Here is a 15,546-nt window from a genome sequence, read left to right as displayed (position 1 = left end):
ACGCTACGAACGCAAGGCCGAGCACTTCCTGGCCTTCACTGCCATCGCCTGCAGCCTCATCTGCTACCGCAGACTCGCCAAATGAGACGACGTCTTAGTGGCGGCGAGAGATGCCGAGTTGTCCGGGCATTGCGGGAGATTGCCACCGTGACCCGTGGGGGCGCGCCGGGATCGGGCCCGGTCGCCTGGCGGGCGGTTGGCCGGATTCTTTCGCCGACCGGGAATCTTCGCGGGTTCCCGTTCGTCCTAGTCTTCGGGAAAAGGGGGCGGATTGGGACACAGGAGCCGCATCCCGCATCCCGGCGGCGTAAATGAGCGCAAGCCGGGCAGCCACTGGGGAGTCGGTGTCTTCGGGCACCGGGGCGAACGGTCTGCCGGCGGTGGGGAGGCACACGGTGATGGGCACGGCTGAGCGGCGCGAGGCGTCCGAGGAGAGCGTGGCGGGGCGCCCGGCGGCGCGGCAGGGCCCCGCGGCGCCGGGCAAGGGCTTTCCGGCGCCCGCGCACGCAGGGAAGGCGGCTCGGGACGAACAGCCGCGGACGGTCCGTCCTTTGTGGGTGGAGGAGCCGGCACGGCGCCACCCGATGCCTGATCCGGTGCGTACGGCGGCGGTGCGCGCGGTCATCGTCATCGCGGTGACGCTGATACAGGCCATGGTGGCGTTCCTGTGCACGATGGCCGGGTCGTGGCTGGCGTTCCCCATGGTGGTCAGCAGTGTGGTGAGCACGGTGGTGGCCACCTGGGCCGTGGTCGACGTATGGGTGACCCGCCAGGTGTGGAGCCAGCGCTACGGCGTGGTCTCCGAGCCGAGCAGCACGGCTCGGGCGCTGCGGCGGGAGCGCCGCGCCCGCCGGCGTCAGGAGCGGACGGCCCTGCGCGAGCAGGAGCGGATACGCCGGCGGGGCGGCACCGGACGGCTGTCGCACTCCTGACCCGGCGTCGGCACGGGGAACGGACCGGGCCGCGTCCGGCGCCTCAGAGCGCCGCGGGCTCGGCCGGTTCCCGCTCCTCGCGCCGGAGTTCGCGCCGGGCCCGTGCGAAGGGGCGCGTACGGTCCACGCCGAGCACGGCGACGGTGCGGCCGTCCCGTTCGTAACGGGCCAGGAATCCGGTCTCACCGGGCAGTCCGCCGGTGATCTCGCCCTCGGCGATGTGCACGGTGTCGCCGTCGCGATGCCGGCCGGCGAACTGGATGCGGACGCCGTACTGGTCGGACCAGAAGTACGGCACCGTGCGGACGGTGTCGCGGGTCCGGCCGGCGAGCAGGTTGGCCACGGCGACCCGGGGCTGCTCGGTCGCGGAGGTCCAGTGCTCGGACCGCGTGCCTCCGACGCGGGCGACGTCCCCGACCGCGACCACCTGGGGCAGGGCGGTCACACAGCCCTCGTCGCACTGCACACCGTCGGGCACGGCAAGTGCCGAGCCCGTCAGCCACGCGGTGTTGGGGCGGGCTCCGACGCCGACGATGACCAGGTCGGCGGGCAGGGTGCGGCCGTCGGTGAGGCGGACACCCGTGACGGTGGCGGTGCCGCACAGCCCCGCCACCCCGGTTGCGGTGACCAGTTCCACCCCGCCACGACGGTGCAGAGCGGCACACACGGCGGCCATCCGCGCCCCCAGCTGGGGCACCAGCGGCAAGGGGGCGGCCTCGACGACGGTGACCGCGTGGCCGAGCCGCGCGCACGAGGAGGCCGTCTCGGCGCCGATGAAGCCGCCGCCGATGACGACGACCCGGCGGGGGCCCCGGGTGAGGCCGCCGCGCAGGGCGCGGGCGTCGTCCAGGGTGCGCAGGGTGTGCACGCCGGTGAGGCGGTCACCGGGCAGCCGGCGGGCGGCGGCGCCGGTGGCGATGACCACGCCGTCGGTGGAGACCGTCCGTCCGTCGCCGAGCAGGACGGCGCGGCCGCGGGTGTCGAGTCCGCGGGCGCGCACGCCGAGCAGCCATTCGGCGTCCAGGGCGGCGGTCTCCTCGGAGTCGGTGAGGGCCAGCTGCTCCTCGTCGACGCGGCCGGTGAGGAAGTCCTTGGAGAGCGGAGGGCGGTCATAGGGGCGATGGGGTTCCTCGCCGACGACCACCAGTCGGCCGTCGAAGCCCTGGGCACGCAGTTCACGGGCGGCGTAGAGGCCGGAGAGGGAGGCGCCGACGACGGTCACGGTCCTCATACGGCACGGCTCCTCGGGGAGCGGCCCGGACGGCGGGGGGCGGTGCAGGCCGGACCGGCGGGGCAGGGGGTGAGGACGAAGGACGGGTGCGTGCGACCGGGCCGCTGGGAGCGGCCCGCGGGGGTGTTCATGCGGCCGTGCCCTCCTCCGCCGTGAGGTGGACGTGGACGACGCCGTCCTCGACGGTGACGCGATGGGTACGGACGGGGCGCCGGGCCGGCAGGCAGGTCGGCTCGCCGGTGCGCAGGTCGAAGGACGCGGCATGCAGCGGGCATTCGACCAGGCAGCCCTCCAGCCAGCCCTCGGAGAGGGAGGCGTCCTGGTGGGTGCAGGTGTCGTCGATGGCGTACAGCTCGCCCCGCTCGGTGCGGAACACGGCGATCGGTGGCGTGGTCTCGACGCGGAGGGACTCTCCCTCGGGGAGGTCTTCGAGGCGGCAGACGGGAATCACGGGCCCCCCTCTCGGTCCGGGACGCTCGGCCCGGACCTGCTGGATGCAGGCGTCAGGTGGACATGTCAGGCACAGGCGTGGCGTCAGGTGGAGATGTCGGGCGCGGACGCCGGGTATGTGGCTGGAAGCCCGGGTCTCGGGGGCCCGGTGCGGTTGCGGCACGTGGGGGGGCGGACCGCGAGGGGTCCAACCGGTCCGGCAGACCCGACCGGTCCGACACACCGGGCTGGTCCAATCCGCCGGACCGGCCCGATCCGCCGGGGTGGACCTATCCGGCCGGTGGATCGGACCGCCCGGCTGAACCGACCGGTCCCCCTGGTCCGGCACCCTTCCGGGATTCGGACACTTGGGTAACATGATGTTTCGTATGGCGCACGAACCAGCGCCATGCGCAACAGAATCCGGGCGGGACGACCGTCGCGTCAAGGGCTTCCCGCAGATGCGGCCCGAACCGGGCCCACAGGTGGTGAGAGTTGAGCCATGACCCGCACGCAGAAGCAGTCTGACCGCAACGAGGAGACCACCCGGACCCCAAGGACCCCGGACAGACACAACGGCCGTGGAGCGGCCAGCGCGGTGCAGTCGGTGGACCGGGCCGTGAGCGTGCTGGAGATCCTCGCCCGGCACGGCGAGGCGGGCGTGACCGAGATCGCCGAGGAGCTGGACGTGCACAAGTCCACGGCGTTCCGGCTGCTCGGCGTACTGGAGAACCGCGGTCTCGTGGCCCAGGCGAAGGACCGGGGCAAGTACTACCTGGGGGCCGGCGTACTGCGCCTGGCGGGTGCGGCGGCGGTGCGGCTGGACATCTCCCAGGAGGGCGTCCCGGTCTGCCGGGAGGTCGCCGACGAGCTCGGCGAGACGGTGAACATCGCCGTGCTCGACGAGGACGCGGCGGTCAACATCATGCAGGCCCGCGGCACCGCGTCCGTCACCGCGCAGAACTGGCTGGGCAGACGCACCCCGCTGCACGCCACCTCCAGCGGCAAGGTGCTGCTCGCGCACATGCCGCCCACCCTGCGCGAGGGTCTGCTGGCCCGGTCGTTGCCGCGGTTCACGGACCGTACGATCACCGGCGCGACGATGCTGCGCGCCGAACTGGAGGCCGTCGTGCAGCAGGGCTACGGCATCACGATCGAGGAGCTGGAGCTGGGGCTCGCCGGCGTGGCGGCGCCGGTGCGCGCGCACGACGGGAAGGTGATCGCGGCGATCAGCGTCTCGGGTCCGGTGTACCGGCTGAATTCCGACCGGCTGCCGGAGGTCGCGAAACGCACCGTGGCGGCGAGCGCCGAGCTGTCCCGCCGTATGGGGTACGGCTTCTGACTGCAAGCGAGCGGAGAGCGAGCCGACGCAACGGCTGCGATGGGTGAGCCGACGCAGCGGCTGCGACGGGTGGGCCGACGCAGCGGCTGCGACGGGTGGGCCGACGCAGTGGCTGGGACGGGTGGGCCGATGCGTGAGTCCTCCCGGGCACGCGGCGCCCTCGGCGCAGCACCCGGCGACGCGGGGCCTGGCGAGTTCCCGGCCCCGCGTCGCCCTCGCCGTCCACGCGTGCTCACCGTCCACGCGCCCTCGCCGTCCACGCGTGCTCACCGTCCACGCGCCCTCGCCGTCCACGCCGCCCTCACCGTCCACGCGTTCTCGCCGTCCACGCGCCCTCGCCGTCCACGCCGCCGCCGGTCATGCCGTCGCGAAGCTCGCCCCGGAGCGAGAGCAGCGTGGCGGCCCGGGCCTCGTGTGTCCGACTTGTTTCGCCCTGCGGGTTCCTTTTGCCAAGGGTTAACGCGCGCCTCTTGACGGCCCCGTGACGGTCTTCTCAAGATGTTCCCCACCACGCAACCCATCGTGCAATGCGCAACAGCAGAGGAGCTTGTCGTGCCACACGAGGTCCGTGCCGTAGTCGCCGTGAGGAAAGGCGCACCCGTAGAGGTGCGGACCATCGTGGTCTCCGATCCGGGGCCCGGTGAGGTGCTCGTCGGCGTGCAGGCCTGCGGGGTGTGCCACACGGATCTCCATTACCGGGAAGGCGCGATCACGGACGATTTCCCGTTCCTGCTGGGCCATGAGGCGGCCGGCACGATCGAGGCGGTCGGCCCCGGCGTCACCGATCTGCGGCCCGGGGACTACGTGGTGCTCGCCTGGCGGGCGCCCTGCGGCGGCTGTCGCTCCTGCCGGCGTGGCCGGCCCTGGTACTGCTTCGACTCCCGCAATGCCGCGCAGCCCATGACCCTGCCGGACGGCACCCCGCTCGGCAACGCCCTCGGCATCGGTGCCTTCGCCGAGAAGACGCTGGTCGCGGCGGGTCAGGCGGTGAAGGTCGATCCGGCCGCGCGTCCCGAGGCGGCCGGTCTCATCGGCTGCGGGGTGATGGCCGGCTACGGCGCGGCGGTCAACACCGGCAACGTCGGCCGCGGCGACTCGGTCGCCGTCATCGGCTGCGGCGGCGTCGGCAACGCGGCCATCGCGGGCGCCTGCCTGAACGGCGCCATGAAGGTCATCGCCGTGGACATCGACGACCGCAAGCTCGACCGGGCGGAGAAGTTCGGCGCCACCCACACGGTCAACTCCCGTGGTACCGACCCGGTCGCCGCGGTCCGGGAACTCACCGGGGGCCACGGCGTGGACATCGCGATCGACGCGGTCGGCCGGCCTGAGACGTTCGAGCAGGCCTTCTACATGCGCGACCATGCGGGCCTGCTGGTCCAGGTCGGCGTGCCCTCGCCCGAGATGAAGGTCGAACTCCCGCTGATCGACGTCTTCTCGCGCGGCGGCGCCATCAAGTCCTCCTGGTACGGGGACTGTCTGCCGAGCCGGGACTTCCCGTTCCTGATCGACCAGTACCTGTACGGGCTGCTCGACCTCAACGCGTTCGTCTCCGAGACGATCGCCCTGGACCAGGTGGAGGATGCGTTCGGCAAGATGCACCGCGGTGAGGTGCTGCGCTCGGTGGTGGTCCTGTGAGCACCCGGGGCCCGGACGCCGCCGACCACCCGTACACCCGCCCGGACGCCACCGGCCGCCCGGACCCCCGCCCGGACGCCGCCGACCGCTCGAACTCCCGCCCGGACGCCACCGACCGCTCGACGATCGCCACCGAGCGGCCGCACCTCCCCATCGCCTGAACGGCTCCCCCGCATCAGCCATCCCCGCCACCACGAGGAGGGGCATGTCCAGCACACCCGAATCCCACGGTGAACGTCGCCCCCGCACACCCGAATCCCACGGCGAGAGCCGCCCCCGCACACCCCGAGCCCACGACCACCGCACCGCCGGGAACCGCCCTCAAGGCCCCCGGGTCGTCATCATCGGCGCGGGCATCGTCGGCTGCTCGCTCGCGGACGAGCTGACGGCCCGCGGCTGGAACGACGTCACCGTCCTGGAACAGGGCCCCCTCCCCGCGCCCGGCGGCTCCACCTCGCACGCACCCGGGCTCGTGTTCCGGACCAGCCCCTCCAGGACGCTGTCGCAGTTCGCCGGGTACACGATCGAGAAGTTCCGTTCCCTCGAGGTGGCCGGCGTCCCCTGCTTCGACCAGGTCGGCGGCCTGGAGCTGGCGACCACCCCCGAGCGCCTGGCCGAACTGCACCGCCGGGCGGGTTACGCCGCCGCCTGGGGCATCCGCGGTGAGGTCGTGAGTGCCGCCCGCTGCAAGGAACTGTGGCCCCTGCTGGACGAGTCGGTCGTCCTCGGCGGCTTCCACACCCCCGACGACGGTCTGGCCCGGGCGCTGCTCGCGTCTCGCGCCCAGCTGGACCGGGCCACCGGGCGCGGTGCCCGCTTCCTGGACCGGCACACGGTCACGGGCATCGAGCGGGAGGGCGGCCGGGTCACCGCGGTCGTCACGGACCGGGGCACCTTCCCGGCGGACCACGTGGTCTCCGCGGCCGGCTTCTGGGGGCCCGTCATCGGGCGCATGGCGGGAGTCGACGTACCCCTGCAGCCCCTCGCGCACCAGTACGTGAGGACCGGGCCGCTGCGCGAGCTGAGCGGTGCCACGGCGGAGGCGTCGAAGCCGATCCTCCGCTTCCAGGACCGGGATCTGTACTTCCGCGAGCACGGCGACCGCATCGGCATCGGCTCGTACGCGCACCGGCCGCTGCCGGTGGACCCGTTCGCCGTCCCGCCGTACGACGAGGCGCGCGCCCGGGACATGGAGATGCCGTCCTCGTACCCGCTCACCGCCGAGGACTGGGCGCCGAGCTGGGAGGACTGCCGGTGGCTGCTGCCGGCCCTGCGGGAGACCGAGGTCGAGAGCGGGTTCAACGGGGTCTTCTCCTTCACCCCGGACGGCATGCCGGTTCTCGGGGAGACGCGGGGGTTGCGGGGCTTCTGGCTGGCCGAGGCGGTCTGGGTCACCCATTCCGCGGGGGTGGCGAAGGCGGTGGCCGAGTGGATGGTCGACGGGCGGCCGTCCGTCGACGTGCACGAGTGCGACCTCACGCGGTTCGAGGAGGCGCAGCGTTCACCGTCGTACGTTCGTGAGCGCGGCTCACAGCAGTTCGCCGAGGTGTACGACGTTCTCCACCCCCTCCAGCCGATCGAGCGGCCGCGGCCCCTTCGGGTCAGCCCGTTCTACGCCCGCCAGCAGCAACTGGGGGCCTTCTTCCTGGAGGGTGCGGGCTGGGAGCGCCCGCACTGGTACGAGGCCAACGCCCCGCTCGTGGACGCCCTCGGTGAGCTGCCCGAGCGTGACGCGTGGTCCGCGCGCTACTGGTCGCCGATCGCCGCGGCCGAGGCGCGGGCGACCCGGGAGAGGGTGGCGCTGTACGACATGACCCCGCTGCGCCGTCTGGAGGTCACCGGCCCCGGCGCCCTGGCCTTCCTCGACCGGATGACCAGCAACAACCTGCGCAAGAAGCCGGGAGCGGTCACCTACACCCTGCTCCTGGACGAGACCGGCGGGATCCGTTCCGACCTCACCGTCGCCCGGCTGGCCGCCGACCGCTTCCAGGTGGGTGCCAACTCCCCCGCCGACCTGGACCGGCTGCTGCGCCACGCGCCGGCGGACGTCCAGGTCCGGGACGTCACGTCCGGCACCTGCTGCATCGGCGTCTGGGGCCCGCTCGCCCGCGCTCTCGTCCAGCCGCTCACCCGCGAGGACTTCAGCCATGAGGGCTTCGGGTACTTCCGCGCGAAGCGGGCCTGGCTCGGGCATGTTCCGGTGACGGCGATGCGGCTGAGTTACGTCGGCGAGCTGGGCTGGGAGCTGTACACCAGTGCCGACCTGGGTCTTCGGCTCTGGGACACGCTGTGGGAGGCCGGGCGGGACCTCGGTGTGATCGCCGCCGGCCGCTCCGCGTTCAACTCGCTGCGTCTGGAGAAGGGGTACCGGTCCTGGGGCACCGACATGACCGACGAGCACACCCCCTTCGAGGCGGGCGTCGGCTTCGCGGTCCGCATGGACAAGGAGGGGTTCACCGGTCAGGAAGCCCTGCGGAACCTGCCCGAGCCCACCCGCCGGCTCACCCCGCTGCTGCTGGACGACCCCGCCGCGGTGGTCCTCGGCAAGGAGCCCGTCCTCGTCGACGGCGTCCCGGCGGGCTATGTGACCAGCGCGTCGTACGGCTACACGGTCGGCCGCTGTGTCGCCTACGCCTGGCTGCCGGCCGGCCTCCCCACCGGCACGGGCGTCCACATCCAGTACTTCGGCGAGAAGGTCGCGGCCACGGTCGCCGACGAGCCGCTGTTCGACCCGGAGATGACCCGCATCCGCCGCTAGGAGGCGCCCGTGTCACCGTCTTACGACGTCATCGTCATCGGCCTGGGCGGCATGGGCAGCGCCGCCGCGCACCACCTGTCCGCCCGCGGCGCCCGCGTCCTGGGCCTGGAGAAGTTCGGTCCGGTGCACAACCGCGGCTCCAGCCACGGCGGTTCGCGGATCACCCGACAGTCGTACTTCGAGGACCCGGCGTATGTGCCGCTGCTGCTGCGTGCCTACGAACTGTACGAGGACCTGGCGCGGGCCACCGGCCGGGAGATCGCGATCCTCAGCGGCGGTGTGATGGTTGGACGGCCGGATTCGCGGACCGTCTCGGGCTCCCTGCTCTCGGCCCGGCAGTGGGGCCTGCCGCACGAGATGCTCGACGCGAAGGAGATCCGCCGTCGCTTCCCGACACTGAACCCGGACGACGACGAAGTGGCGCTGTACGAGAACAAGGCCGGCCTGCTCCGGCCGGAGAACACCGTCGCGGCGCACCTGCAGCTGGCCACCCGGCAGGGCGCCGAGCTGCACTTCGAGGAACCGATGCTGCGCTGGGAGCCGTACCGGGACGGGGTGCGCGTCCACACCGCGGAGAACACCTACACGGCCGCCCAGTTGGTGATCTGCCCCGGCGCCTGGGCTCCGCAGCTGCTCACCGATGTCGGCGTGCCGTTCACCGTCGAGCGTCAGGTCATGTACTGGTTCCAGCCGAAGGGCGGCACCGGGCGGTTCGTCCCCCGGCACCATCCCATCTACATCTGGGAGGACGCGGCCGGCGTCCAGGTGTACGGCTTCCCGGCGATCGACGGCCCCGAGCTGGGCGCCAAGGTCGCCTTCTTCCGCAAGGGCCGGGCCACCACGCCGGAGACCATCGACCGGACCGTGCACGAGGACGAGATCCAGGCCATGGCCGGCCACATGTCCCGCTGCATCCCGGACCTGCCGGGCACCTTCCTCAAGGCCGCCACCTGCATGTACACCACCACCCCGGACGAGCACTTCGTGATCGCCCGGCATCCGGCCCACCCGGAGTCGGTGACCGTGGCCTGCGGATTCTCCGGGCACGGCTTCAAGTTCGTGCCCGTCGTCGGCGAGATTCTGGCCGACCTGGCCCTGACCGGCTCCACCGCGCATCCGATCGGCCTGTTCGACCCCGCCCGCCTCGCCGCCGCGCCCGCCGGAGGAGCACACCCGTGACGACGACCCCGATCCCCCCGAGCCTCATCGCGACGCTCCCCGGCCACTACTACACCGACGCCGACGTCTTCCGGCGGGAGCAGGAGAGGCTGTTCGAGTCCCTGTGGTTCTGCGCGGTCCGCAGCGCCGACCTGGACAGGCCGGGCGCTTTCCGTACGGTCCAGGTGGGCCGGGAGAGCGTCGTCATCACCCGTACCCGCACCGGAGAACTGCGCGCGTTCCTCAACGTGTGCCGCCACCGGGGCGCCCGCCTGTGCACGGAGGCGTCCGGCGAGGTGCGGCGCGGCCTGCAGTGCCCGTACCACGCGTGGACGTACGACCTGGACGGCAGGTTGATCGCCGCACCCAACTTGATCAAGATGCCGGACATCGACCGGGTCGAGTACGGGTTGATCAAGGTGGCCCTGCGCGAATGGCTCGGCTACACATGGGTGTGCCTCGCCGACGAACCGCCCTCCTTCGAGGACACGGTGGTGTCCGCGGCCGTCGAGCGGCTCGGCGACGCGGCCGCGATCGAGCACTACGGCACCGAGCGACTGGCCCTCGGCAGGCGGATCACCTACGACGTGCGGGCCAACTGGAAGCTGATCGTCGAGAACTTCATGGAGTGCTATCACTGCGCGACGATCCACCCCGAACTCACCGAGGTCCTGCCGGAGTTCGCGGACGGTTACGCCGCCCAGTACTACGTGGGCCACGGCGCGCGGTTCGGCGAGGAGATCGAGGGCTTCACGGTGGACGGCAGCGCGGGATTCGGCAGGCTGCCCGAGGTGGGCGAGGACCAGGACCGCCGCTACTACGCCATCACGGTCAAGCCGACCGTGTTCGTCAACCTCGTCCCCGACCACGTCATCCTGCACCGCATGTTCCCGATGGCCGAGGACCGCACGGTCGTGGAGTGCGACTGGCTGTACGCGCCGCAGGTGGTGGCGTCCGGCGCGGACGTGTCGAAGTCCGTGGAGCTGTTCCACCGTGTCAACGTCCAGGACTTCGAGGCGTGCGAGCGGACCCAGCCGGCGATGTCCTCGCGCGCGTACCGCAAGGGCGGCGTCCTCGTCCCGACCGAGCACCACATCGGGATCTTCCACGAGTGGCTGCTGAGCCGGCTGGGAGAGGCCCGTGCCTGACCTCTTCATCGACGGCACGTGGCGCGGCGCGCTGGGCGAGCGCACCCGGGAGATCCGGTGTCCCGCCGACGGATCCCTCGTCGGGAGCATGGACGAGGCGGGCGCCGAGGACACCGTGGCGGCCGTCGCGGCGGCCCGGCGCGCCTTCGACACGGGCCCCTGGCCGCGCACGCCCGCGGCGGAGCGCGGCGATCTGCTCCTGCGGGTCGCGGACCTCCTCGTGCGCGACAAGGACGCACTGGCCCACGCCGAGTCCCTGGACACGGGCAAGCGGCTCGTGGAGAGCGGCTACGACGTGGACGACGTCGTCGCCTGCTTCCGCTGCTTCGGGCGGCTGATCGCGTCCGAGGCCGGGCGCGTGATCGACACCGGCCGGGCGGACGTGGACAGCCGGGTGGTGCACGAGCCCGTCGGCGTCTGCGCACTGATCACGCCGTGGAACTATCCGCTGCTGCAGACGGCGTGGAAGGTCGCCCCGGCGCTCGCGGCCGGGAACACCTTCGTGCTGAAGCCGAGCGAGCTGACCCCGCACACCGCGATCCATCTGGTCCGGCTGCTGGCGGAGGCCGGGCTGCCGGCGGGCGTGGCCAATCTGGTGCTGGGCGCCGGCCCGGAGGCGGGTGCCCCGCTCGGCGACCATCCGGACGTCGACCTGGTCTCTTTCACCGGCGGTCTGAAGACCGGCCGTCGTCTGATGGCCGCGGCGGCCGGCACGGTGAAGAGGGTCGCGCTCGAACTCGGCGGGAAGAACCCCAACATCGTCTTCGCCGACGCCGACTTCGACACCGCGGTCGACATGGCCCTGACGGCGGTGTTCCTGCACTCCGGGCAGGTGTGTTCCGCCGGGGCCCGGCTGCTGGTGGAGGACGCGCTGCACGACCGGTTCGTGGACGAGGTGGTACGGCGGGCCGGGCGTATCCGGCTGGGCGGGCCGTTCGACGAGCGGGCGCAGACCGGGCCGCTGATCTCGGAGGCCCACCGGACCAAGGTCGAGGCGTATGTGGCGAACGGCGTCCGGGAGGGGGCGGTGCTGCGCTGCGGCGGCGCGCGCCCGTCCGGTCCCGGTCACGAGGCGGGCTTCTACTACCCGCCGACCGTCCTGGACGAGTGCTCGAGCGAGATGTCGGTGGTCCGGGAGGAGTCCTTCGGACCGGTGCTGACCGTCGAGCGGTTCACCACGGAGGCGGAGGCCGTGGAGCTGGCCAACGACACGATCTACGGCCTCGCGGGCGCCGTCTGGACCAGCGACGAGGCCAGGGCCGCCCGGATCGCGGCGCGGCTGCGCCTGGGCACGGTCTGGATCAACGACTACCACCCGTACGTGCCGCAGGCCGAATGGGGCGGTTACAAGCAGTCCGGGTTCGGCCGCGAACTCGGACCGGCGGGACTCGCCGAGTACCGCGAGACGAAGCACATCTGGCGCAACACCGCGCCGGCCCCGCAGGGCTGGTTCGACTGACACACCCACCCCGCCCCGCCCACGCCACCGGCACGGGCCGCCGCCCCCCTCCCAGGCCACGAGGAGTCCGCTCATGACGACCACGGAACAGTCCCCGGACCGGCACCACCACGACGACGCCCAACTCGCCGAGTTCGGCTACAAACCCGAACTCAAACGCACGCTCGGCGGTTTCCACACCTTCGCCGCCGGGATCAGCTACATCTCGATCCTGACCGGCACCTTCCAGCTGTTCTACTTCGGCTACGGCAGCGGTGGCGCCGCGTACTGGTGGTCGTGGCCGATGGTGTTCGCCGGCCAGTTCGCGGTGGCGCTGTGCTTCGCCGAACTGGCCGCCCGCTATCCGGTGGCGGGCTCGGTCTACAACTGGTCGAAGAGGATCGGCAATCCGCATCTCGGCTGGCTCGCCGGATGGATGATGCTGATCGCGTCGATCGTGTCCATATCGGCGGTGGCGCTGGCCTACCAGCTGACGCTGCCGCAGATCTCCGCCACGTTCCAGTTCGTCGGGGACGGCAGCGGAAAGTACGACGTGGCGACGAACGCGGTGATCCTGGCCGCCGTGTTGATCCTGTTCACCACGCTGGTCAATGCCTTCGGCGTCAAGCTGATGGCCACGATCAACACCGCGGGTGTGTTCGTCGAGTTGATCGCGACCGTTGTATTGATCATCCTGTTCGCCGTCCACATCACCCGTGGTCCTCAGGTCGTCATGCAGACGAACCACACCGGTGCCGGACACTCCACCGGCTATCTCGGCGCGTTCCTGGTGGCCTCGCTGGCATCGGCGTACGTCATGTACGGCTTCGACACCGCCGCTTCGCTCGGCGAGGAATCGCTCGACCCGTCCCGGAACGCACCGCGCGCGATCGTCCGCGCGATCGTCGCCTCCTTCGTCCTGGGCGGCCTGGTGCTGCTGCTGGCGCTGATGAGCGTCTCCAGCCTGAAGGGCGACAAGCTGTCCACCGACGGGCTGCAGTACGCCGTACTCGACGTCCTCGGGCCGACGGCCGGCAAGGCGATGCTGTGGTGCGTGCTGATCGCGGTGACGGTGTGCGCCCTGGCCGTGCACACGGCGGCGATCCGGCTGGCCTTCGCGATGGCCCGGGACAACAACCTGCCCGCCTCCTCGCTGCTGGCCCGGGTCAGCCCCCGCTTCCGGACCCCGGTGCTGCCGGCCGTGATCATCGGCGTGCTGGCGCTGGCGATCCTCGTGGTCAACATCCGCCAGCCGCAGATCTTCACCGTCGTCACCAGCATCGGCATCATCATGATCTACCTCGCCTACCTCGGCGTCACCGCGCCGATGCTGGTGGCCCGGCTGCGCGGGACGTGGCAGCCGGCGGGCGGGGGCAGGTTCTCGCTGGGCCGCTGGGGGCTGCTCGTCAACATCGTCGCCGTGGTGTGGGGCGCGGCCATGACGGTCAACCTGATCTGGCCCCGGGCCGCCGTCTACAACGCGGCCGCTCCCTACCACTGGTACCTGCGCTGGGGTGCGGTGCTGTTCGTCGCGGTCATCGCGGGCGGCGGCTTCGCCTACTACTGGTTCGTCCAGCGCCACCGCACCGGCGTTCTCGCCGAGCACCGTCCCGACACGGCGTCCAGCGGCCCGGCCGCTCCCCTCGCCGCTCCGGCGGCCGACTGATCCGCACTGTGCCCGATCGGCAAGGAGGTCACTGCTCATGAGCATCGACGAGTTCGACTACGTGGTGGTCGGCGGCGGAACCGCGGGCAACGTCGTGGCGGCACGGCTCTCCGAGGACCCCTCGGTGACCGTGTGCGTCCTGGAGGCGGGGCCGAGCGACGTCGGGGACGACGCCGTGCTCAGACTGGAGCGCTGGATGGGCCTGCTGGAGTCCGGCTACGACTGGGACTACCCGGTCGAACCACAGGCCCACGGCAACAGTTTCATGCGGCACGCGCGCGCCAAGGTGCTGGGCGGCTGCTCGTCGCACAACTCCTGCATCGCCTTCTGGGCGCCCGCGGAGGACCTGGACGACTGGGCGGCGCAGGGCTGCGCGGGCTGGAGCGCGGCCGACCTGTTCCCGCTCTACCGGCGGCTGGAGAACAACGACGCGCCCGGCGACCACCACGGCCGCACCGGTCCGGTGAAGCTGCGCACGCTCAAGGGCGCCGACCCGTGCGGGGCGGCCCTGCTCCAGGCGTGCGCGCAGGCCGGTATACCCACGGTCGCGTTCAACACCGGGAAGACGGTGGTGCGCGGGGCCAACTGGTTCCAGATCAACTCCGACGAGAACAACATCCGCCAGTCCTCCTCGGTGGCCTATCTGCACCCGGTGCTGGGCAAGCGTCCGAATCTGGACGTCCGGACGGGGGTGCGGGCCAAGAAGCTGGTGCTGCGCGGGCGGCGGTGTGTGGGCGCGGAATACCTGGATCCCGACCTGGTGCACACGCGCACGGTCCGGGCCCGGCGCGAGGTGATCGTCTCGTGCGGCTCGATCGACTCCCCCAAGCTGCTGATGCTGTCGGGCATCGGGCCGGCCGCCCATCTGCGCGAGGTCGGCGTCGAGGTGGTCGTCGACTCGGCGGGCGTCGGCGAGAACCTCCAGGACCATCCCGAGGGCGTGATCATGTGGGAGGCGAGGCAGCCGATGACCACCACGTCGAGCCAGTGGTGGGAGGCGGGCATCTTCTACGACACCGAGCCGGGCCTCGACCGGCCCGACCTGATGTTCCACTACGGTTCGGTGCCCTTCGACCTGAACACGGCACGCTGGGGCTATCCCACCTCGGAGAACGCGTTCTGCCTCACGCCCAACGTGACGAAGGCGAAGTCGCGCGGCACCGTGCGGCTGCGCACCCGGGATCACCGGGACAAGCCGAGGGTCGACCCGCGGTACTTCACGCACGAGCACGATGTGCGGGTGATGACGGCCGGGCTGAGGCTCGCGCGCCGCATCGCCGCACAGCCCGCGTTGAGCGGCTGGGCGGGGGCGGAGCTGGCGCCGGGACCGGACGTGCGGACCGACGACGAGTTGCTCGACTACATCCGCAGGACGCACAACACCGTCTACCACCCGTCCTGCACGGTGAAGATGGGCGCGGACGACGACCCCTGGGCACCGCTCGACGCGCGGCTGCGGGTCAAGGGGGTCGAGGGGCTGCGGGTCGCCGACGGGTCGGTGATGCCGGAGCTGATCGCGGTCAACCCGTGCATCACGACGATGATGATCGGTGAGAGGTGCGCGGATCTTCTGAAGGCCGACGCGCACTAGCCCGGCTGGGGACCGACGCCCACCAGTTCGGCTGAAGGCCGACGCCGACCAACTCCGCTGGAGGCCGACGCCCACCAGCTCCCGCCTGAGGCCGTGGGAGGCCGCGGGCCGTCCGTGGCCGGTCGCGCAGTTCCCCGCGCCCCTCAGACGCCCACCAGCTCCCGTCTGAGGCCGTGGGAGGCCGCGGGCCGTCCGTGGCCGGTCGCGCAGTTCCC

The 15,546-nt window shown here is 71.9% G+C and carries 12 protein-coding genes; 10 read left to right on the top strand and 2 right to left on the bottom strand.

The features are described from left to right. The first annotated feature begins 398 nt into the window (after positions 1–398). Positions 399–932 carry a hypothetical protein gene (locus ABVB68_RS34065; protein ID WP_353605064.1) on the top strand — a complete coding sequence of 178 codons (534 nt, stop codon included), beginning with the start codon at positions 399–401 and terminating at the stop codon, positions 930–932. Positions 933–975: 43 nt separating this feature from the next. On the opposite strand, the gene ABVB68_RS34060 is transcribed toward ABVB68_RS34065, so the two are convergent. Together ABVB68_RS34060 and ABVB68_RS34055 are read right to left on the bottom strand one after the other, a co-directional pair. Then, positions 976–2,163: an NAD(P)/FAD-dependent oxidoreductase gene (locus ABVB68_RS34060; RefSeq protein WP_353605063.1), complete on the bottom strand. Its 1,188-nt coding sequence runs from the start codon at positions 2,161–2,163 to the stop codon at positions 976–978. Positions 2,164–2,290: 127 nt separating this feature from the next. Next, positions 2,291–2,614 carry a bifunctional 3-phenylpropionate/cinnamic acid dioxygenase ferredoxin subunit gene (locus ABVB68_RS34055; RefSeq protein WP_353605062.1) on the bottom strand — a complete coding sequence of 108 codons (324 nt, stop codon included), beginning with the start codon at positions 2,612–2,614 and terminating at the stop codon, positions 2,291–2,293. A gap of 480 nt (positions 2,615–3,094) precedes the next feature. On the opposite strand from ABVB68_RS34055, the gene ABVB68_RS34050 reads away from it, so the two are divergent. The 9 genes from ABVB68_RS34050 (at position 3,095) to ABVB68_RS34010 (ending at position 15,331) form a co-directional block, all read left to right on the top strand. Further along, positions 3,095–3,934 (top strand): IclR family transcriptional regulator, encoded by an 840-nt coding sequence (locus ABVB68_RS34050; protein WP_503006487.1) that lies wholly within the window; start codon positions 3,095–3,097, stop codon positions 3,932–3,934. A 552-nt stretch (positions 3,935–4,486) separates the two neighbouring features. After that, complete coding sequence (locus ABVB68_RS34045; protein ID WP_353605061.1) at positions 4,487–5,572, top strand: S-(hydroxymethyl)mycothiol dehydrogenase; 1,086 nt, start codon at positions 4,487–4,489, stop codon at positions 5,570–5,572. Further along, a complete protein-coding gene (locus tag ABVB68_RS34040; RefSeq protein WP_353605060.1) occupies positions 5,569–5,733 on the top strand; it encodes a hypothetical protein in 165 nt (54 codons plus the stop codon). Before ABVB68_RS34045 ends, ABVB68_RS34040 begins: the two co-directional genes overlap by 4 nt. A gap of 44 nt (positions 5,734–5,777) precedes the next feature. Then, positions 5,778–8,330, top strand: a complete 2,553-nt coding sequence (locus ABVB68_RS34035; protein WP_353605059.1) for a GcvT family protein — start codon at positions 5,778–5,780, stop codon at positions 8,328–8,330. A gap of 9 nt (positions 8,331–8,339) precedes the next feature. Next, positions 8,340–9,509, top strand: coding sequence for an N-methyl-L-tryptophan oxidase (gene solA, locus ABVB68_RS34030; RefSeq protein ID WP_353605058.1), 1,170 nt, complete (start codon positions 8,340–8,342; stop codon positions 9,507–9,509). Continuing rightward, the gene (locus tag ABVB68_RS34025; protein ID WP_353605057.1) at positions 9,506–10,636 is read left to right on the top strand and encodes an aromatic ring-hydroxylating oxygenase subunit alpha; all 1,131 of its coding nucleotides are present in this window, start codon (positions 9,506–9,508) and stop codon (positions 10,634–10,636) included. Before solA ends, ABVB68_RS34025 begins: the two co-directional genes overlap by 4 nt. After that, entirely contained in the window at positions 10,629–12,095 is a 1,467-nt protein-coding gene (locus ABVB68_RS34020) for an aldehyde dehydrogenase family protein (RefSeq protein WP_353605056.1), read from the top strand. Before ABVB68_RS34025 ends, ABVB68_RS34020 begins: the two co-directional genes overlap by 8 nt. A 73-nt stretch (positions 12,096–12,168) precedes the next feature. Then, positions 12,169–13,740: an APC family permease gene (locus tag ABVB68_RS34015; protein ID WP_353605055.1), complete on the top strand. Its 1,572-nt coding sequence runs from the start codon at positions 12,169–12,171 to the stop codon at positions 13,738–13,740. A gap of 37 nt (positions 13,741–13,777) precedes the next feature. Next, on the top strand, positions 13,778–15,331 hold the full coding sequence (locus ABVB68_RS34010; protein ID WP_353605054.1) for a GMC family oxidoreductase: 1,554 nt from the start codon (positions 13,778–13,780) through the stop codon (positions 15,329–15,331). Positions 15,332–15,546: the final 215 nt, after the last annotated feature.

It is taken from the genome of Streptomyces sp. NPDC096012 (assembly GCF_040426375.1).
Classification (GTDB): Bacteria; Actinomycetota; Actinomycetes; order Streptomycetales; family Streptomycetaceae; genus Streptomyces.
Note: the sequence above shows the minus strand (reverse complement) of the source record. Positions and strands in the feature narration are given on the sequence as shown.